This is a genomic window from Seonamhaeicola sp., assembly GCF_028281565.1.
Classification (GTDB): Bacteria; Bacteroidota; Bacteroidia; order Flavobacteriales; family Flavobacteriaceae; genus Seonamhaeicola.
Window position 1 is genome coordinate 229,231 of record NZ_JANQJQ010000030.1, and the last position, 21,201, is coordinate 250,431.

Below are 21,201 nucleotides of genomic sequence, written 5' to 3' on the forward strand. Positions count from 1 at the left end.
CACTAAAGCTCTAAAAAGTTTTGCAAAATTTTAGCGCCCTCATTGCCACTTTTTTCCGGGTGAAATTGAGTGCCGTAAAAATTTTCATGTTGCAAGGCCGAAGCATAATTAATTTCATAATCCGTTGCCGCAATGGTTTCATCGCAATGCTCCGCATAATAACTATGTACCAGATACATATATTCATTCTCCCTGATACCTTTGAACAAATCGGATTTCAACTCCTTAATCACATTCCACCCCATTTGAGGTACTTTAACACCATTGGAAAAACGCCTGACGTTGGTTTGAAAAATGCCTAAACCCGGTGTATCGCCTTCTTCGGTGTGCAAGCACATTAACTGCATGCCTAAACAAATTCCTAACACAGGTTGTTTAAGCTTGGGAATTAGTGCATCTAAACCACTTTCTTTAAGCATTTTCATGGCAGAACTTGCTTCGCCTACACCGGGAAATATGACTTTATCCGCTGCCATGATCTCTTCAGGGTCTTTTGATAACACCGCATCATACCCCAAACGGTTAAAAGCGAACTGAATGCTCTTAATATTTCCTGCTCCGTAATCTATTATTACTAATTTCATTTCTTTCTGTATTGTATGGATTCCTGTCTTCACAGGAATGACAAACCCTGCTTTACAAAAGCCCTTTTGTGCTAGGTAAAAACATCTTATTGGCATCTCGCTTTACAGCCATTTTCATCGCTTTGGCAAAGGCCTTGAAAATACCCTCAATTTTGTGATGTTCGTTGACTCCTTCGGCTTTTACGTTTAAATTACATTTGGCCCCATCTGTAAACGACTTGAATAAGTGAAAGAACATTTCTGTTGGCATATCCCCTATTTTTTCACGTTTAAATTCAGCATCCCATTCTAACCAGTTCCTGCCTCCAAAATCAACCGCGACCTGTGCCAGACAATCATCCATTGGCAAACAAAATCCGTAACGTTCTATTCCTAATTTATTACCTAAAGCCTTGTTGAACAATTCCCCCAAAGCTATCATGGTATCTTCAATGGTATGGTGCTCATCAACTTCTAAATCACCATTTACTTTAATGGTTAAATCCATAGCGCCATGACGACCGATTTGATCCAGCATATGGTCAAAAAACGACAGCCCCGTGTCAATATCATTCTTACCTGAACCATCCAGATTTAATTTGATATAGATTTGAGTTTCATTGGTGTTACGTGTGATCTCCTCTACCCTATCTTCAAGTTTTAAAAACTCGTATATATCTTTCCAATCCGTGCTTGTTAATGCGATACAATTCAAAATCTCCTGTTTGGAAGCTTCGGTTTCATCAGTCCATAAATCGGAATTCTCGGAAAGAAATATGCCCTTGGCTCCTAAGTTCTTAGCTAATTCCATGTCGGTGATTCTATCACCTAAAACAAAAGAATTGGCTAAATCATACTCTTCGGAGAAATACTGCTGCAATAAGCCTGTCCTGGGTTTTCTGGTAGGCGCATTTTCATAAGGAAACGTTTTGTCTATATGAATGGCTGAAAACACAATGCCTTCTTTGGCAAAAGCATCTATAATCTTGTTTTGAGCCGGCCAGAATGTGTCTTCGGGAAAGGAATCAGTCCCCAAGCCGTCCTGATTGGTTACCATGACCAATTCATAATCCAATTCACCGGCAATTTTAGCCATGTATTGAAATACCTTCGGATAAAACTCCAGCTTTTCTAAACTATCTAACTGATAGTCTACCGGTGGCTCTAAAACCAACGTGCCGTCTCTGTCTATGAATAGTACTTTTTTCATGTTTCAGCCCCTCCTAACCTCCCCCATGGGGAGGAACTCTTACTCGGGTTTAGCAAGTGTATTTGTTATATTATTTATTCTTAAAACCTACAAGGTTTTAGAAACCTTGCAGGTCTGTTAATGCCTTTATCAATATCCCATTCTCCTCCTTAGTGCCAACTGTAAATCGCAAACAATTTTCACAACCCGGTTGGGTGGTCCGATTTCTAATAACAATCCCTTTTTCAATTAACTGGTTGTAACGCTTCGTAGCATCGTCAACCTTGGCCAACACAAAATTGGCGTCTGACGGATATATTTTTGACACAAACGGAACCGTCTTTAACTCAGATATTAAGACCTTTCTTTCTTCTAATATGGACTGCACCTGACGTTTGGTTAGTTCATAATTGTTCAATTGCTCTATAGCCCGCTGCTGTGTCAACTCATTGACGTTATACGGTGGTTTAATGTTATTTAAAACCGAAATAATGTCCTTAGACGCATAACAAATCCCTAAACGAATCCCCGCCATACCATAAGCTTTTGACAAGGTTTGTGTGACGACTAAATTAGGGAATTCATCCAACCTTGTTATCCAACTGGGTTCTGATGTGAAATCGATATAAGCTTCATCAATTACCACAACGCCCTTAAAGTCTTTCAGTAATCTCTCAATAGATTCTTGAGAGAAACTATTGCCCGTTGGGTTATTTGGGGAACATAGGAATAGCAACTTGCTATTGGCATCTGAAACATCTAAAATCTTATCAACTTGTGGTTGAAAATCATCGGACAATTGCACCTTCCTTATTTCAACCGCATTTATATTGGCCAATACGCTATACATCCCGTACGTTGGCGGTAATATGATGATATTATCCGTATTAGGCTCACAGAACGCTCTATAAATTAAATCAAGAACTTCGTCGCTGCCATTTCCTAAAAGGATATTTTCAACAGGCATATCCTTAATCTCAGAAAGTAACACCTTTACATTACTTTGCTTAGGATCCGGATAACGGTTCACTCCATTTTCAAAAGGATTTTCATTGGCATCTAAGAACACCATATCATCTGCCATGCCCTGAAACTCATCTCTTGCAGACGAGTAAGGTTTTAATGCCTTTATGCTTGGTCTTATTAAATCTAAAACGTTCATTTTGTTGTCACACTGAATTTATTTCAGTGTCTACTATTAAAATTTTTACAATCCTGAAAACCCTTCGACTGCGCTCAGGGTGACATTTTGCACTTTAATTTATTTTTTCAAATCCTTTAATCGGATGCTTACCGCATTTTTGTGTGCCTGTAAGCCTTCCGCTTCTGCCATTAACTCTATGGTTTCTCCAATATTTAAAATGCCTTCCTTTGAAATTTTCTGGAAGGTCATACTCTTTAAAAAGCTATCTAAGTTCACACCTGAATAGGCTTTACTAAACCCATTTGTCGGTAATGTGTGATTGGTACCAGACGCATAATCACCGGCACTTTCCGGTGTATAATCTCCAATAAATACCGAGCCTGCATTTCTGATACCACCCACATAAAAACCTTCATTTTGTGTACAGATAATGAAGTGTTCCGGTCCGTATTGATTAATGATTGCTAAAGCCGTTTTATCATTTTCAACATAAATTAGTTTAGAGTTTTCAACGGCTTTTTCCGCTATATCACGTCTTGGTAAAACCTTTAATTGGTCTTTGACTTCTTCTGAGACCTTGTCAATCATATCCTTTGAAATAGATACCAAGATTACCTGGCTATCCGTACCATGTTCTGCCTGACTTAGTAAATCGGACGCTACATATGCAGGATTAGCACTATCATCTGCTACTACCAGCAATTCACTCGGTCCTGCCGGCATATCAATAGCAACCCCATATTTTGTTGCCAACTGTTTTGCAACCGTTACAAACTGATTTCCGGGACCAAAGATCTTATAAACCCGAGGAATTGTTTCGGTTCCAAAGGTCAATGCTGCTATGGCCTGAATACCTCCAACCTTAAAAATTTTAGTAACACCGCAAAGTTTGGCTGCATACAGAATTTCAGCAGCTAATTTGCCTTCTTCATTTGGTGGTGAACACAATACAATTTCTTCACAACCCGCTATTTGAGCCGGTGCCGCCAACATTAAAACTGTTGAAAATAAAGGCGCCGTTCCTCCGGGAATATACAGGCCTACACTTTCAATAGGACGTTTTTCCTGCCAGCATTGTACCCCGGTAGTGGTCTCTATATTTACCTTGGAGGTTTTTTGAGCTGCGTGAAACGCTTCAATATTCTGTTTAGCATTTTTAATAGCCGCTTTTAGCGCTTCAGGAATACTTGCAATGGCTACTTCTATTTCATCCGCAGACACTAAATTGTTTTCAAGGGTGACCTTATCAAAACGCTCCGTATATTGCTGAATGGCTTGATCTCCATTTTGTCGAATCTCAGCAAATACCTCACTAACAATACCTTCAATGTCATCAACGGTTTGCGTGGGTCGCCTTAAGATATCTGACCAGATTTCTTTATTTGGATTTTCTATTATTTGCATTAAAAACTTCTTTTTCTTCATTTCCACGAAAGTGGAAATCTTTTAAATTTAATTGTCCTGAGGCTTATAGATTCCCGCCTTCGCGGGAATGACAAAAATGAATTATAATACCATTTTTTCAATCGGACATACTAAAATCCCCTGGGCACCATTGGCTTTAAGCTCATCTATGACATCCCAAAATTCATTTTTACTGATCACCGAGTGCACCGAGCTCCAGCCTGCTTCAGCTAATGGTAAAACCGTTGGGCTTTTCATTCCAGGTAGTAAGCTTACTATTTTATCCAGCTTATCATTAGGCGCGTTTAAAAGCACATATTTTGAGTTCTTCCCTTTTAAAACAGATTTGATCCTGAATAAAAGAGTATCTAAAATCTTTAGTTTATCTTCAGACAATTCCGGTGTTGACGTTAGAACGGCCTCACTTTTAAAAAGCACTTCAACCTCTTTTAAATTATTTTTAAATAAGGTACTTCCACTGGAAACAATATCAACAATAGCATTAGCCAGGCCAATATTTGGTGCAATTTCTACCGATCCGTTTATAATGTGGATATCCGCTTTTTCTCCTTTCTTTTCAAAATATTGATTTACGGTATTTGGATAAGACGTCGCTATTTTTTTACCTCGCAAATCCTCTATTGAGTTGTAATCTACATGTTTAGGAACGGCTACGGAAACTTTACATTTAGAAAAACCTAAACGCTCAATTATTGGTAAATCATTCCCTTTTTCTATTAAAGTATTTTCACCTAATATGGCGATATCTACCACACCATCACGTAAATACTGAGGAATATCCCCATTACGTAAATACAAAACTTCCATTGGAAAGTTTCTGGCTTCTGCTTTTAATTGATCTTTACCATTATCAATAGAAATACCACAATTCTTTAATAATTCTAATGATTCCTGGTTTAGCCTTCCTGATTTTTGAACTGCAATTTTTAACTTACTCATTTTGTTTTTGTTATGAGTTTGAAACAATCTAGTTGATTTTAGAAATGAAAAACCCGCTTGATTGTCTCAAACGGGTTTAAATATGTTGATTTTATTCAATACATCTTCACTTCGCTTGAGAGCAAATATGAAAATGATGATGTGTTTGAATAAAAGTCATGTCTTTCTTTGTTTCTGCAAATATCTGTAATAATAGTTTAAAAATCCAAATATTAAACTCAATTTTTAAAACAATTCATTATTCTACAATTAAGTCCATATATTGTTAGTTAATGTTTAAAATAATATTCTAAAAACTGAATTATTTTATTTATTGATTTCCCAGAATAATAGGTAGTCCGCTATCTCCGGAACCAATGACTATCACTTTACTATTTTGTGATTCTGCTAATTTGGTCGTAGCCTCAATACCTTTATCCTGTAAGATTTTGTCATTTAAAGAGGCACTTAATATTTTGTTAGCATCCGCTTTACCTTGTGCTTCAATGCGTTGCCTTTCTGCTTCCTTTTGTGCACTCACCAATCTGAACTCGTATTCCAATGCCTCCTGTTCCTGCTTTAATTTACGTTCAATAGCTTCTTTAATTGTTGATGGCAAAGTAACGTCTCTAACCAATATTTCATCCAGAATAATATATTGATCACTGACAATTTTTTTAGTTTCTTCAAAGATCTCAGCCTGTATGGCGTCTCTTTTACTTGAGTATAATTGCTCCGGTGTATATCTACCAACAACACTTCTGGCAGCAGATCTGATTGTTGGAAGTAAAATACGGTTCAGGTAGTTCTCCCCAATTTCCTGGTGTAATTTACCTAACTCATCATATTTAGGTTTGTACCAGGCAGAAGCATCAAGTTGTATGTCCAATCCGTTTGAGGACAATACCTTCATTTTTTCAAAAATTTCCTGTCTTCTTACCTCGTAAACATAGACTTTATTCCACGGTGCTACTATATGAAACCCTTCACCTAACGGTGGTTTATCGGTTACAACACCACCTCCAAAAGTTTTGTAAAGCACTCCGGCCTGACCAGATCCAATGGTGACTGCAGATTTGGCAATAACTATGATAAGTATTATTAAGCCAACTATTATTGGTAGTCCAATTTTTGGTAATTTTTCCATTATGTTTTAATTTAAATTAATCCGTTATATTTTCTCAGAAACCATTCGGCAGACAAGCTAAAAGCCATGATTGCCAATAAGAATTTCCAATCTATCAAAGGTATGATATTTTTGTTGCTTTTCTGAATAGAAACGTACCTATTATCGTTGATCAAATCGTCCATTAAAGCTTCTGTATTTTCAATAAAATAACTTTTGCCGTCACTGTTAGTAGCTAACTGTTGCAGCTTTGTTACATTGGCATTTAAAAATTGTTGCTCCACGTTATATTCTAAAATAGTGAAGCTACCGGATTTGCTAATGTTTTCTTTCGTAGCGCTCACAGTAAAGCTGTATTCCGAAGGTGGTAAACTGCTCAAATCTACTTGGTAATTATTGTTCTTAAGTACGAAAGGAAATTCAATATCATTATCCGAAAACTTATCCTTTACCCTTATATTCAGTGTTTCCCGGTCGTCAAACACATAGTTTTTATCAAAGAATTGCGCATTAATGGTTATACCGCTATTCCCTATGTAAAACGATTCATAATCCAGGTTAAGCCTGCTTCTAAGTTTAGCGGAAGCCAAGTATTGAACAAGCTTGCCAATAAAATTATCAAAATCATGAAACGATTTGGAATTTAAATAACTTTGTGCCCGCCATTTCCAAATGTTTTCCCCAAATAACACCGCTTCTCTTCTTCCGTTTGTTTCAAAAGTGGCTAACAAAGGCACATTAATTGAAACATTACCCACTCGTTTATTTAATAAAGATTGATAGGGCACGTTGAATGTTAAGGCGCCATAATTAGAATTTAATGGCGGAAACGATTCAAAATCAATATCATCTATTAAAAAAGGTGAAAAGTTTGCATTGAAATCCGCCTGATATTCTTCGGTTTGTAAAACAATTTCATGGGAATAGCTTTTGTTTATTTCATTAATGAACGTTAAATCTGTTTTTGGACCGACAATAACAAATCTATTCTTATTTAGTTTGTCCAATACCTCAAAAAGCAGCTTAAACTTATTAGTTGGTTGATTAACAATAATCAATTGAAAATCATTTATTTGATTTAAAATTTCATTTGAATTTAAAATAGTTACAGAACGCTGCTCATTACTTTCTATACTCTTCTTAAATGCACCTATGTCCGGATGCAACATATCGGTTACAAAAGCTATTTTAGTTTTTTGATCAATGACTTCAACTGCAAAATTCTTAGTGTTATTGATCATGTTTTTTTCATTCTCAAGAGGTACTAAATTCACTTTATAGCTATTGGTTCCAATAGTATTAGCCGGAAGTGTAAAGTTGATGATTTTAGAGTTATTGCTTTTAGAGAAGTTTATAGGTAGGGAATAGACCGTAGCATTGCCTTTGGTCACTTCTAACCTAGAATTTACATTGTCATTTCCGTTATAAACCAAAATAGCCTCCACAGGAAACCTGTTTTTTAAATACGCATATTTATTTACGTTTAGTTGCTGAATTCTCAGATCGGTATACGTTACCGTATCCCCCAGGATTATTGGATAAATGGGCTGTTTATAAGTGTTGTGAGCAAACTGGTAATCATTTCCAAAGGTCTGATTTCCATCGGTTAGCAATATGGTTGGGGACACTGAAGCTTTATAAACTTGTGAAAGTTGATTAAAAGCTGCATTTATATTGGTTTCTCTTTCATTAAAGGTTAAAGAATCTGAAGCATTCAGTGAACTTCCAAAAGTGTAGGCGGAAACATTAAACTTATTGTTTAAGTCTTTATTATCTATAAGTTCATTCACTAAACTACTTGCCGAAGCTTCCCGGTTCAAATGTTTGATTGAACTGGAATTATCTACCACAAGTACCAGGTTTGGTTTTTCCGTAAAAACCTTAATCTGTTCAAACTTTGGATTTACTATGAGCAGTAAAATGGAGAAGACGGTTATAAACCTTAAAAAGGCAAATAAGGCATTTAGTTTAAAATGCTTTACTTTTGATTTATACCTATACTGAAAAAGCGCTATAAATAGCGCTAATATTCCAGATAGTATAATATAAATTAAGGTTTCAGCGGACATTACAGATTTTAGGTTAGCATTCCGCCATCAACGTTTAAGGTTTGCCCAGTTACATAGGCACTCATATCACTTGCTAAAAACACACACGCATTAGCTACATCTTCAGGCGTTCCACCTCGTTTTAAAGGAATTCCGGCACGCCATCCTTTAACTACTTCTTCATCCAGTTTAGCGGTCATTTCTGTTTCTATAAAACCGGGAGCAATCACATTACTACGTATGTTTCTTGAGCCTAACTCCAAAGCAACTGATTTTGAGAATCCAATAATACCGGCTTTAGAGGCTGCATAATTGGTTTGTCCGGCATTGCCTTTTACACCCACCACCGAACTCATGTTAATGATAGAGCCTTTACGCTGTTTCAGCATAGTACGCTGCACAGCTTTAGTCATATTGAAAACCGATTTCAAATTCACTTCAATAACGGCGTCAAAATCTTCTTCACTGATACGCATTAACAGGTTATCTTTTGTAATTCCGGCGTTATTAACTAAAACATCAATACTCCCGAATTCTTTTACTACGTCATCGGCTAGCTTTTGTGCTTCTTCAAAACTAGCAGCATTACTTTGATAACCTTTTGCTTTAACGCCTAAAGCATTTAACTCATCTTCCAGTGCTTTTGCCGCATCAACCGACGAACTATATGTAAAGGCTACATTAGCACCTTGTTCAGCGAACACTTGTGCAATACCTTTTCCAATACCTCTACTGGCTCCTGTAATGATAGCCGTTTTTCCTTCTAATAGTTTCATATGTTATTTATCTAATTTCTTAAAATAGTTTATGTTCAAATATACTAATTACATGTTGTTTCAAATATAAAAACCTCACAAGATTTTCGTGATTATATTATTTGGTATTAGGTGGGATCCTCTTATTTTTTCTACCTAAAAAAATAACCCCTGTTAAAACTGCAAGAAACACCAATCCTATTACCCAATACCATATGGGATCCATACCAAAATCAATGGGAGCCTTATCCCCTACCAGGTAAAAACCTCCCCAGTAAAACGGGGCGGCTTTATAAATATCGGCCTGCTCTAAATATTGCAATTTAGCCTGTTGCAGTGCTTTTGATTTATTCATACCGCTTTTAAGATTCGTGTAAAAATACTTCATAAGTTCAGGGGTAGTCTCATCCGGCACCTCCCAACTGCTTAACAGTAAACTTTTAGTGCCTGCATATTGAAAGGCATGTCCTAAACTCATAATACCTTCACCTTTAGCTATTTTCCCGGTTCCTGTATTACAGGCACTTAATACTGTTAACTCTGTTGGAATGTTTAAAGCAAACAATTCATGGCCGTATAGATAACTATCTTCAATGGTGTCCTTGCTTTTGGTAAAATAGAGTTTGGAATTCTCCGGTCGTTCATTATCAACATCGCCATGTAAAGCTAAGTGAAGGACTTTATATCGACCAGCATTTTTCTTAAAGTTGGCTTCATCAGCATCGGAGCCAAAATAGTATTGCCCGTCAATAATATCCGCTATGGCTTTGATTTCTTTACGTGTTCCGGGAAGATCTTCTGCGGTATCTCGTAATGCTGCCAGACGTATCGGTTTAGCCTCTACAACACTTGTAGAATCTGAAAACGAAAAGGCTAAACACCCTTCTTGTTGTGCTTTCTGTTTTTTGTCCTGAAACGGCTTTAAAAGCAGTGTTGCCGAATTGGCATAAGAAATGGCATAGTCTCTTAATAAATATGGCAAATCACTTGGTGCTTCCGAAGTGTCTTCTTTAGTTAATAACAAATCAAAATTAAGATGCCACAGGGATCCATCCGGAATAATGATAAGTTCATTACCTACCAGCGTTTCTTTTAAAGGATGGATGAGTGTATTATATAATTCATTTCCTAGCTGTTTATAGGACACCAGGTCTTTAGACGTTATGGCTTTTCGAAACACTTCAATTTTATCATCAAGTTCAAGGGTTTGCAATTCTTTAAATGCAAGCTTGTTTTTTGAAATACCAAAAGCATAGGTGGTGCTATCTGTTGTGAAAAATTCTAACAGGGTGGTGTTTTTATCAAGCCTTTCTTGAATTTCTGAAACCGTAATAACTTTATTATCGTGCTTCAACTGGAAGTATTTAGGATACTCTTGTTCCAACACTTGAGTTAAAGAGTCCTGTCTGCGATTTACATCAAAAAGCTTGTCTTCATATTCCTGCACGGTTGCCACACCAACAGAATCTTTTGTTTGCTCTGCTGTAATACATGATTGATAGTAGGCGCTATTGGATTTTAAAGCACTTTCCAGTTTTAATAGTTCCTCGGGCAATTCTGAGAAATTTTTAGCACTATGATCCAGAAGCAGGTTTTTCAGGGTATTGGATTTACTTCTCTCCGCATAGTAGCGTACTTTTTCAAGCAAAGCATAATCCTTAGTAGCTCTATACTTTAATAGTTGAGCAGTAATAGCATATGTATACATTACCTTTACTTGTCTTGCCAGGTTTACTTTATCCTTATAACTCAGATACGATTGTCTTATATAATCCGTTAACCTATCTAAATTTCGATATAAAAAAATACTCTTGTCAAGATCTTCTGAGTTCTTACCAATCTTATAATGTTCTTGTAATGTTTTGGCCTTCCATGCAAGAGTTCTAAATAATTCTTTTAAATTATGATAATGATCAGGATCAAATTTGTTTTTATAAATTTTAATGTATCTTTTCTTTGTGTTACACTCAATAGCTTTGTTAAAAAAAATCAAGGCTTCTTGAAATTTGTACAATTTGATATATGCTTTTCCAAAACTTATATAGAGAGAAATTAATATGTCTACATCGCTTGACGTATTTTGTATAATTTGTAAACTTTTTTGATAATACTTCAACGCTGTATCATAATCCTCTTGTTCCGTATAAAGTAACCCTAAACTCATATAAGTTCTGGCTACTCTTGAACTATTATCCCCAAAAATGTTTCGGTTTATTTTTAAAGATTTATTAAAATATATCAATGCCTTTTTATATTCTTTTTTTTTCATTAAAACTCCTGCAGTCAAAGCATAACAAGTCGATACCCGATAATAATTTTCTCCAAATATTCTTTTGAAAACTTCTAATGCCTTCGCGTTATAGTATAATGACTTTTCGTAATCTTTTTGATAATAATACACATACCCAATATATTCATAAACGGTACCTAAATGATGATATCTATCACCCATATCCATACTCTTTTCTATATCCAGACTTTTTCTAAAATATTGTAATGATTTGTTATATTCACCTTTATTAATATATAGATACCCTATTCTCATATATATTCCGTATAGTTCTTCAATTTTGTTTTCTCTTTTAAAAATGGACAATGCTTTTTCTAATTGTTCCAAAGCTAAATCCAATCGTTTTGTTTCTGTATAAAGTACGCCTATATTCATATAAGCATGAGCAATATTTATATTCTTTTTATTTTTGATTGCGCCTGCCAAAAACTTATTGTAATATTTAAGAGCAATATTATGTTTTTCCATATCCAGATAAGTGGCTCCTATCCAACCATATAAACTACTCGTACTATAGTGTTCAACTCCATAAATTTTTATTGAAATTTCCAAGGCTTTTTCATAATAAGTAATTGCTTGCTCTAGCTTTTTTATTTTCTTATACATAAAAGCAACATCCGAATACGATTTTAAAACCCTTTTATCATATTCAGGTAATATTTTTTTGCGTATTGATAATGCTCTTTGAAGATAAGAAAGACAAATATTATAGTTTACATTATAATAATTAATAGCACCTAAATTCTCATATGCATTTGCTTCCTCCGCATTACTCTCTAAAAAAAAAGTATCACAAATACTTAAAGCCTTGTTTGCATTTTGTACTGATTTTTCTAATTCGTGAATTCTCCGTTGGTTTTCCGAAAGTTTATTATAACAACTCGCTACTCGTTCCCATACTTTTGCTTTTTGGTAAACAGGCAAGGCTTTTTCAAAAAGAGCAATGGATTCATCAAATTTTTTAACCGTTAATAAGGAGTCTGCTTTTTGATAGTATTGAAAAGCAATCAGGGTGTCTTTTTCTGTTTGACCAAAACATATATCAGCTGTTATTAAAGCCAATACAAACAAAAGCTTAGTAAAGGGTTTCATATAATAAAATGTGAGTGTTATAGGGTATTACTTATTTCTTTTTAGGGCTTTTATTAATTCTGAGGCTTTACCAGTATATAAATTGTTATAAGCATTTAATTCTTTAAGAACAGGGATTGCTTTATTTACTTTATTCATTTTTACATAGGTAAGGGCTAAAAACCACCGGGCATCATCATAAAACGCACTTTCTTCATCAATAGACTGAAATACTTTGATGGCCTTGTCTTCCTTATTTACGTTAAGGTAACTATTCCCCAGGTATAATTTTAATTGATCACTTGCCGCTGTTTCCGCTTTATTTTCAAGTATCTTAATTACTTTTTCATAGTCCTCATTCTTATAGTTCAGTGCCAATTTATTGAATGATGCATGGCTGGATATTTCTTCACCACGGGTAAGATCTTCCATAGGATATGGTACATAGTAACTTGCGAATAGATCATTTTTACCTGAACTAAGATTCTGAAAATACACCAATGATATTAAACTGATTAAAATGACAAAAACAGCTGCACTCTTCCAATTTATCCGGGGTATATTGAACGTGAGCTTTTTGTTAGCGGATTCATTTTTAAGCTCGGAATCAATATTCTGTAATTTTTTTCTAAAGGCAATCCCCTCTTTATCTTTTAAAGCAGTCTGTACCAGTCTATATTTTTCTACTTCTGACCGAAGTGCCTCATCCACCTTTAAAGCCTCCTGAAAAGATTTTAAATGGTACCCTTCGAGCTTTCCATTCAGGTAAGCATCAATTTTTTCAAATAGTTCCTGAGTTCTTTCCATGATTTACTTGTTATAAAAGAACTTCCCTAAACTCCTTAAACCTAGGGTCCTTCTCCGTTAATTCGATCAATTTCTTTTGGCATAAAAATTTTCGTTTTCTGGTATATCCTTCGGAAAGGTCTTTTTGCTTAGCAATCTCTTTCAGGCTATACCCTCCGAAAAACATCAATAAAATTTCCTGACAGCCCTCCCCCAGTTTCAGCAAATATTTATGTACAAGTGATTTTCTTTCTGACTTCACAATAATGTCCAAAGCATCATCTGTCGGGTCCTGTAGTTTCAGGAAGTCAGCATCAAATGCTTCCATTTTCCCCATACTTTTCAGCCTGTTTAACCAAAGGTATTTACAAATACCGTAGACATAGGTTCCTAAAGCACAATCAATGTGTAAACGGTTGTTCTTTATTTTTTTAAACACAATAACCAAGGCATCCTGAAAAATGTCCCTGGCATCATCTAAATTTCCGGAATTTTTGAGAATGTAACGCGTAATACGTGGCAAATGTGTCTTGTAAAACGCTTTAATGATAACATGATCTCCATTTTTAATGCCTTCTATAATGCTATCATTGTTGTTTTCATAAAATTTCATTAGTTACTTAGAGAGAGGGGTTGCTATTAATTTGTAATTATTCTTTTGAGAAAAATGTTATCTAAGACATTAATGTTTAAAAACAGCATATCCTATTAACATAAAAAATCCGTTGACTATGTCAACGGATTGTAAAATAAATATAATTTCTTATTTAAGCAAGTACCTACAATACCTCGGCAACTTTTTTGCCAATTTCTGCAGGAGAATCCACTACATGAATACCACAGGCCCTCATGATTTTTTTCTTCGCCTGAGCGGTATCATCACTTCCTCCTACAATGGCTCCGGCATGTCCCATGGTACGTCCTGCAGGCGCTGTTTCTCCGGCAATAAATCCTACAACAGGTTTCTTGCTACCACTTTCTTTATACCAATTGGCTGCATCTGCTTCTAACTGACCTCCAATCTCACCAATCATAACGACAGCTTCTGTTTCAGGGTCATTGATCAATAACTCCACGGCTTCTTTGGTAGTGGTTCCAATAATGGGGTCACCACCAATACCAATGGCTGTAGTAATTCCCAACCCTTGTTTCACTACCTGATCTGCAGCTTCATAGGTTAGGGTCCCTGATTTTGAAACAATTCCTACTTTACCTTTTTTGAATACAAAACCAGGCATAATTCCAACTTTGGCTTCTTCCGGCGTAATAACACCAGGGCAGTTAGGGCCTATTAGACGACAATCTTTTTCCTTTATATAATCTGATGCCTTAATCATGTCAGCAACGGGAATACCTTCGGTAATTGTGATAATGACTTTAATTCCGGCATCAGCAGCTTCCATAATAGCATCGGCAGCAAATGCCGGTGGTACAAAAATTATTGAAGTATCCGCACCAACTTCTTTTACAGCATCTTCAACCGTATTGAATACCGGTTTATCTAAGTGTGTTTGACCGCCTTTGCCTGGCGTCACACCACCCACAACATTGGTACCATATTCTATCATTTGACCAGCGTGAAACGTACCTTCACTACCGGTAAACCCCTGTACTATGATCTTTGAATCCTTATTTACTAAAACGCTCATACGTGTTTATTTTATTATGTATAAAATTGAAAAGCAAATGTAATTTTTTTGCAGCAATTTTTTAAGGCATTATGCCATTTATTTTAATGAAAATCTGCTAATTTTTTTGTTGATTTTTTAACATATCTAAAATTTCAGGAATCTTTTTGATAGCAGCTATTTCCTTGTATTTAGATCTGAAGTCATCAGCCGGTATCCCAAAGTAACTTTTACCGCCTTCCAGGGACTTGCTCACTCCGGATTTAGCCGATATAACAGCTTTTGATCCAATAGTAATACCACTGGTGATTCCTACCTGACCCCAAATAGTCACTTCGTCTCCAATTATTACACAACCGGCTACGCCAACCTGAGCGGCAATTAAACATTTTTTCCCAATAACCGTATCATGACCTACCTGGACAAAATTATCAATTTTAGTGCCTTCCTTGATCCTGGTATCACCAGTAACTCCCCTGTCAATAGTGCAAGCTGCTCCCAAATCAACATTGTCTTCCAGAACAACTCTACCACAGGACAATAGCCTGTCAAAACCTTCCGGGCGCTTTTTATAATAAAAGGCATTGGCCCCTAAAACAGTTCCGGCATGAATGGTAACGTTGTCTCCTATAATGGCATCATCATAAATGCTCACATTGGAGTGAATCACACAATACTTACCAATAGTTACATTATGACCAATAAAACAATTGGGTTGGATTATAGTACCTTCACCGATTACAGCAGAGTCTGAAATTTGACTATTGGCCGATTTAAAAGGCTTAAAATGATTGGAAAGCTTGTTGAAATCTCTAAAAGGATCATCACTAATCAATAATGCTTTTCCTTCCGGGCACGCCACTTCTTTATTAATTAAAACTATAGTTGCTGCTGAATTTAAAGCTTTATCGTAATACTTGGGATGGTCCACAAAAACAATATCTCCCGGTTCAACTACATGAATTTCATTCATGCCCAAAACGGGAAAATCATCGTTGCCTACATAGTCGCAATTAATAAGTTGTGCTATGTCCTTTAAAGTGTGCTGCTTTGGAAACTTCATCTAGAAAAGGGTATTTTGAAAATACTTCGACTACGCTCAGTGTGACATCTTATTAAACAATACAACTATTCTTTAATACGCTCCTTGTAAGTGCCTTTTTCGGTTTCAACCTTAATTTTATCACCTTCATTAATAAATAACGGTACGTTCACAATGGCACCCGTTTCAACAGTCGCAGGCTTAGTTGCGTTGGTGGCAGTATTTCCTTTAACTCCCGGTTCCGTATGAGTAACTTCCAGAATAACATTGGCCGGCATTTCTACAGAAAGTGGCAGGCCATCTTCAGAATTAATAAGAACGGTAACCACTTCGCCTTCTTTCATTAATCCCGGATTGTCAAGTGTGTTCTTTTGTAATTCAATTTGAGAATAATCCTCAGTATTCATAAAGTGATACGTTTCCCCCTCATTGTATAAGTACTGAAATTTGTGTGTTTCCACTCGAACATCATCCAGCTTGTGTCCAGCAGAAAACGTGTTATCAATAACCTTTCCTGTGGTCACACTTTTAAGTTTTGTTCTTACGAACGCAGGACCTTTACCCGGTTTTACATGTAAAAACTCAACAATTTTATAAATATCGTGATTATATCTTATGCATAATCCGTTTCTAATATCACTTGTAGTAGCCATATAATTAATTTGATTTAAAATATCCTTTCATAATACCCCGATGCGAATTCTTAATAAATTGAAGAATTTCATCGCGTTCCGGCGTTGCTTCCATTTCGGCTTCAATAATTTCCGAAGCCTGGGTATTGTTATAATGCTTTTGATACAGGATTCTATATATATTCTGAATTTCCCTGATCTTTTCAGAAGTAAATCCACGTCTTCTTAATCCAACCGAATTAATCCCTACATAAGATAAAGGTTCACGGGCCGCTTTAACATACGGAGGTACATCTTTTCTAACTAAAGACCCTCCCGTTACAAATGCGTGATTTCCAACGGATACAAATTGATGAACCGCTGTCATACCGGCCAGCACCACATAATCACCAATAGTTATATGGCCTGCCAATGTACTGTTATTTGAAAAAATACAGTTATTACCAACAACACAATCGTGAGCAATATGGCAATAGGCCATAATCAAACAGTTGTTACCAATAACCGTTTTCATTTTGTCGGCAGTACCTCTATTAATAGTAACACATTCCCTAATAGTGACATTATCACCAATTTCAACCGTGGTATCTTCTCCCTGATATTTTAAATCCTGAGGAATCGCTGAAATAACAGATCCCGGGAAAATACTACAGTTTTTTCCAATACGGGCCCCTTCCATAATGGTCACGTTACTACCTATCCAGGTACCTTCTCCGATGACCACATTATTATCAATGGTTGCAAAAGGTTCTATGACTACGTTTTTAGCAATTTTAGCGCCAGGGTGAACGTATGCAAGTGGTTGGTTCATAATTATTTAACTTTTGTGATTTGGGCCATTAGTTCTGCTTCTGCACAAAGTTTGCCATTGGCATAGGCATACCCTTGCATGTGGCAAATACCACGACGTATAGGTGTGATTAACGTACATTTGAATATTAAAGTATCACCCGGAACTACTTTCTGTTTGAACTTAACATTATCCATTTTCATAAAAAATGTCAAATAGTTCTCAGGGTCAGGCACGGTGCTTAAAACCAATATACCTCCTGTTTGAGCCATGGCTTCAACAATTAAAACACCCGGCATTACCGGAGCTCCCGGAAAGTGCCCTTTAAAAAACTCTTCGTTCATGGAGACATTCTTTATAGCTGTAACATGATTGTCACTGAGCTCAAAAACCTTGTCAATTAGCAAGAACGGTTGTCTATGTGGCAACATCGCCATGATTTGAGTAATATCCATTAAAGGGGCTTGATTCAAATCAATATTTGGCACGTTATTACGACGTTCATTCTTAATTATTTTTGAAAGCTTTTTGGCAAACTGCGTATTAACAAAATGGCCCGGTTTATTAGCAATTACTTTCCCTTTGATCCTCGTTTTTACTAATGCCAGATCTCCTAAAACATCAAGTAGTTTATGTCTTGCTGCTTCATTAGGGTAATGCAAAGTCAAATTGTCTAAAATGCCATTCGGTTTAACCGCTATAGAATCCTTTTTAAAAGCTACTCTTAGTTTTTCCATGGTCTCGGGAGATAACGCTTTATCTACATAAACAATAGCGTTATTCAAGTCACCTCCTTTTATAAGACCATGCTCCAAAAGCATTTCTATTTCATGCAGGAAACTGAACGTCCGTGAGTTGGCTATATCTTTCTTGAAATTGGAAATATCATTTAATGTGGCGTTTTGGGTCCCTAAAACCTTAGTGCCAAAATCAACCATGGTAGTGATCTGGTATTCCTTTGCCGGCATCACCAATATCTCGCTTCCTGTTTCCTCATCGGTATAGGAGACAATGTCTGTTACTTCAAATTCTTCTCTGAAAGCATCAAGCTCAACCACATCAGCCTTTTCAATAGCTTCGACAAAGAATTTGGAAGACCCGTCCATAATCGGAGGCTCCGAGGCATTTAATTCTATAACCACATTATCTACATCCATCCCTACCAAAGCAGCAAGCACATGCTCAGACGTTTGAATGGTCACTCCGTTCTTTTCCAGACAAGTACCGCGTTGTGTATTGGTTACATAATTGGCATCGGCTTCAATTATCGGGGCTCCTTCTAAATCTACGCGCTTAAAGGCTAAACCAAAGTTTGCTGGAGCTGGGGCAAATGTTAAAGTAACATCTTTACCGGTGTGCAATCCCACACCGGTCAAAGAAATTTCCTTTCCAATGGTTTTTTGTTTTACATCTGTATTTATTATTCCCATTTATTTTTTTCTAAATCATTAATATCTTTAACAATCTTAGGTAGGTTTTTAAAATGAACATACGATTTATTGTAATCCGAATAAGGTAAAGCCGGTGATCCCTGAAGCACTTCATTATCTTTTACATTTCTTATAATACCGGATTGTGCCTGTATCCTAACGTTATTTCCAATGGTAATATGCCCAACAATACCAACCTGGCCTCCTATTTGACAATTCTCACCTATTTTAGTAGATCCGGCGATTCCGGTTTGTGCAGCTATGACGGTGTTTTTGCCAATCTCAACATTATGGGCAATTTGAATTTGATTATCTAACTTAACGCCTTTACGAATAATAGTTGAGCCCAATGTGGCTCTATCGATGGTAGTAGCAGCACCAATGTCAACAAAATCTTCTAAAATAACATTTCCTATTTGCGGCACTTTGTTGTACTCCCCTGCTTCATTAGGCGTAAAACCAAAACCATCGGCTCCAATGATAGCACCTGAATTAACAACACAATAGTTACCAATAACAGTTTCCGAATATATTTTAGCTCCAGAAAAGATCACCGAGTTATCTCCTATGGTAACGTTATCACCGATATACACATCCGGAAATATCTTGACGTTATGCCCTATGGATACATTATTACCTAAATAGGAAAACGCTCCTATATAAATATTGTCGCCATAGTTTGCGGTATCTGCTATAAAATTTGGTTCTTCAATACCAACCTTATTGTTTTTTACCTGGTTGTAGTATTCCAATAATTTTGAAAATGACTTATAGGCATCATCCACTTTAATTAATGTGGTGTCAATGTCATTTTCAGGAATAAAGTTCTTATTTACAATGGCCACAGAGGCTTTTGTAGTATAAATATGCGATGTATATTTAGGATTCGCCAAAAAGGTCAAAGAACCTTCTGTTCCTTCTTCAATTTTAGATAGCCTGGATACTTCTGCTTCTGGATTACCCACTACATCGCCTTCTAATATCCCTGCTATTTGTTGTGCTGTAAATTTCACACTAAGATAAAGTTTGTAGTTTTTCAGTTTAGTAGCGCAAAAATAGGAAAAATGTACTAAAGTTTTTCATACACCCTACCCTTATTGCTTTTTATTTAAAAGGAGGTTAAAAACTAGTCGTTTAATTGTAAAAGCTCTTTTGGATAACATATGTAATACTTAGTGACCGGTTTTGATAATGCTTTTAAATTAAGATGGTCTGAAGCTTTAACAATGTCGGCAATTTTCCCTGACTTAAACAGGATGTTAATGCGTTTCTGTTTTAACTGGTATGCCTGATTGGATATATTACCTGTAAATACGAAATACGCCGCTTCCTCCCTTTCTATATTATAGGAAGCCATCAACACCTTAATATAACTTTCCAACTTATCATCTTTTATTTTTTTCTTTTTGACTTTTATTTTAAGTAAATTTCTATTAACTATCATATTACTTAATTTACTCAAAACAAAATCATCGTCGTGTTGCCAGTGTTTCATGGCTGAAATGATATCATAGTCATCCAACTCTGAAAAAACTTCTAAAGTCTCTTTTGTAAAATTCTCTATGGATATTTTATGATCTAAAAAATAGAGCAGCCCTTTACTGGCGTATAATTTGCGACCTTTTTCGTGTAGTTCTTTAGCGCGTTTTAATACCCTGATCAATAATTGTTCTGCGACCAAACCGGTTTTATGCAAATACACCTGCCAATACATTAAACGCCTGGCAACAATGAATTTCTCCACACTGTAAATGCCTTTTTCTTCAACAACCAATTCGTCATCTACCACATTTAACATGGTGATTAAACGTTCACTATTTATATTACCTTCCGCAACACCTGTATAGAAACTGTCTCTTTTTAAATAGTCGGCCCTATCCATATCTAACTGACCAGAAATTAGCTGGCACAAAAAATTTCTGTGATACTCCCCCTTAAATATTTTGATGGCAAGCGTTAAATTTGAGTTAAATTCTTCATTCAAACGCTCCATGAAAAGCAAGGAGATCTCTTCGTGGGACACATTGTCTACAATACTATGTTCCATGGCATGGGAGAATGGCCCATGGCCAATATCATGCAACAAAATAGCAGCATAAAGAGCATTTTCTTCTTCATCGGAAATTGTAACTCCCTTAAAACGAAGTACATTAACCGCTTGCTGCATTAAATGCACACAACCTATGGCATGGTGAAACCTGGTGTGATGTGCTCCCGGATATACTAAATAAGACATGCCCATTTGAGTAATTCGCCTCAATCTTTGGAAGTACCGATGTTGAATTAAATCGAAAATGAGGGAATTTGGAATCGTAATAAATCCGTAAATTGGGTCGTTTAATATTTTAAGTTTGTTCAAACTTT

The 21,201-nt window shown here is 36.1% G+C and carries 18 protein-coding genes; all 18 read right to left on the bottom strand.

Features of this window, described 5'->3' with window-relative positions:
- Positions 1-2: 2 nt before the first annotated feature.
- The 18 genes from hisH to Q0983_RS14385 all read right to left on the bottom strand — a co-directional run bounded on the left by hisH (position 3) and on the right by Q0983_RS14385 (position 21,196).
- Positions 3-584 carry an imidazole glycerol phosphate synthase subunit HisH gene (gene hisH / locus Q0983_RS14300; RefSeq protein ID WP_299554646.1) on the bottom strand — a complete coding sequence of 194 codons (582 nt, stop codon included), beginning with the start codon at positions 582-584 and terminating at the stop codon, positions 3-5.
- Between the two features lie 52 nt (positions 585-636).
- Positions 637-1,773, bottom strand: a complete 1,137-nt coding sequence (gene hisB / locus Q0983_RS14305) for a bifunctional histidinol-phosphatase/imidazoleglycerol-phosphate dehydratase HisB (RefSeq protein ID WP_299554649.1) — start codon at positions 1,771-1,773, stop codon at positions 637-639.
- 97 nt (positions 1,774-1,870) lie between these two features.
- On the bottom strand, positions 1,871-2,914 hold the full coding sequence (hisC, locus tag Q0983_RS14310) for a histidinol-phosphate transaminase (RefSeq protein ID WP_299554652.1): 1,044 nt from the start codon (positions 2,912-2,914) through the stop codon (positions 1,871-1,873).
- Between the two features lie 99 nt (positions 2,915-3,013).
- The gene (hisD, locus tag Q0983_RS14315) at positions 3,014-4,300 is read right to left on the bottom strand and encodes a histidinol dehydrogenase (protein WP_299554655.1); all 1,287 of its coding nucleotides are present in this window, start codon (positions 4,298-4,300) and stop codon (positions 3,014-3,016) included.
- A gap of 102 nt (positions 4,301-4,402) precedes the next feature.
- Positions 4,403-5,260, bottom strand: coding sequence for an ATP phosphoribosyltransferase (gene hisG, locus Q0983_RS14320; RefSeq protein ID WP_299554658.1), 858 nt, complete (start codon positions 5,258-5,260; stop codon positions 4,403-4,405).
- 310 nt (positions 5,261-5,570) lie between these two features.
- Positions 5,571-6,386, bottom strand: coding sequence for a prohibitin family protein (locus tag Q0983_RS14325; protein ID WP_299554661.1), 816 nt, complete (start codon positions 6,384-6,386; stop codon positions 5,571-5,573).
- An 11-nt stretch (positions 6,387-6,397) separates the two neighbouring features.
- A complete protein-coding gene (locus Q0983_RS14330) occupies positions 6,398-8,434 on the bottom strand; it encodes a VWA domain-containing protein (RefSeq protein WP_299554664.1) in 2,037 nt (678 codons plus the stop codon).
- Between the two features lie 8 nt (positions 8,435-8,442).
- Positions 8,443-9,189: a 3-oxoacyl-[acyl-carrier-protein] reductase gene (gene fabG, locus Q0983_RS14335; protein ID WP_299554667.1), complete on the bottom strand. Its 747-nt coding sequence runs from the start codon at positions 9,187-9,189 to the stop codon at positions 8,443-8,445.
- A 97-nt stretch (positions 9,190-9,286) separates the two neighbouring features.
- Positions 9,287-12,550, bottom strand: coding sequence for a CHAT domain-containing tetratricopeptide repeat protein (locus Q0983_RS14340; RefSeq protein ID WP_299554670.1), 3,264 nt, complete (start codon positions 12,548-12,550; stop codon positions 9,287-9,289).
- A 27-nt stretch (positions 12,551-12,577) separates the two neighbouring features.
- On the bottom strand, positions 12,578-13,336 hold the full coding sequence (locus Q0983_RS14345; protein ID WP_299554674.1) for a hypothetical protein: 759 nt from the start codon (positions 13,334-13,336) through the stop codon (positions 12,578-12,580).
- A 10-nt stretch (positions 13,337-13,346) separates the two neighbouring features.
- Positions 13,347-13,928, bottom strand: a complete 582-nt coding sequence (locus Q0983_RS14350; protein WP_299554677.1) for a sigma-70 family RNA polymerase sigma factor — start codon at positions 13,926-13,928, stop codon at positions 13,347-13,349.
- Between the two features lie 166 nt (positions 13,929-14,094).
- Positions 14,095-14,964: a succinate--CoA ligase subunit alpha gene (gene sucD, locus Q0983_RS14355; protein WP_299554680.1), complete on the bottom strand. Its 870-nt coding sequence runs from the start codon at positions 14,962-14,964 to the stop codon at positions 14,095-14,097.
- Positions 14,965-15,061: 97 nt separating this feature from the next.
- Positions 15,062-16,006, bottom strand: a complete 945-nt coding sequence (locus Q0983_RS14360) for a UDP-3-O-(3-hydroxymyristoyl)glucosamine N-acyltransferase (protein WP_299554683.1) — start codon at positions 16,004-16,006, stop codon at positions 15,062-15,064.
- Between the two features lie 65 nt (positions 16,007-16,071).
- Complete coding sequence (efp, locus tag Q0983_RS14365; RefSeq protein WP_299554686.1) at positions 16,072-16,638, bottom strand: elongation factor P; 567 nt, start codon at positions 16,636-16,638, stop codon at positions 16,072-16,074.
- Positions 16,639-16,642: 4 nt separating this feature from the next.
- Entirely contained in the window at positions 16,643-17,428 is a 786-nt protein-coding gene (lpxA, locus tag Q0983_RS14370; RefSeq protein ID WP_299554688.1) for an acyl-ACP--UDP-N-acetylglucosamine O-acyltransferase, read from the bottom strand.
- 2 nt (positions 17,429-17,430) lie between these two features.
- Positions 17,431-18,837 carry a bifunctional UDP-3-O-[3-hydroxymyristoyl] N-acetylglucosamine deacetylase/3-hydroxyacyl-ACP dehydratase gene (locus tag Q0983_RS14375; protein ID WP_299554690.1) on the bottom strand — a complete coding sequence of 469 codons (1,407 nt, stop codon included), beginning with the start codon at positions 18,835-18,837 and terminating at the stop codon, positions 17,431-17,433.
- Positions 18,828-19,850, bottom strand: a complete 1,023-nt coding sequence (gene lpxD / locus Q0983_RS14380; RefSeq protein WP_299554693.1) for a UDP-3-O-(3-hydroxymyristoyl)glucosamine N-acyltransferase — start codon at positions 19,848-19,850, stop codon at positions 18,828-18,830. Before lpxD ends, Q0983_RS14375 begins: the two co-directional genes overlap by 10 nt.
- 113 nt (positions 19,851-19,963) lie before the next feature.
- Positions 19,964-21,196, bottom strand: a complete 1,233-nt coding sequence (locus tag Q0983_RS14385; protein ID WP_299554695.1) for an HD domain-containing protein — start codon at positions 21,194-21,196, stop codon at positions 19,964-19,966.
- Positions 21,197-21,201: the final 5 nt, after the last annotated feature.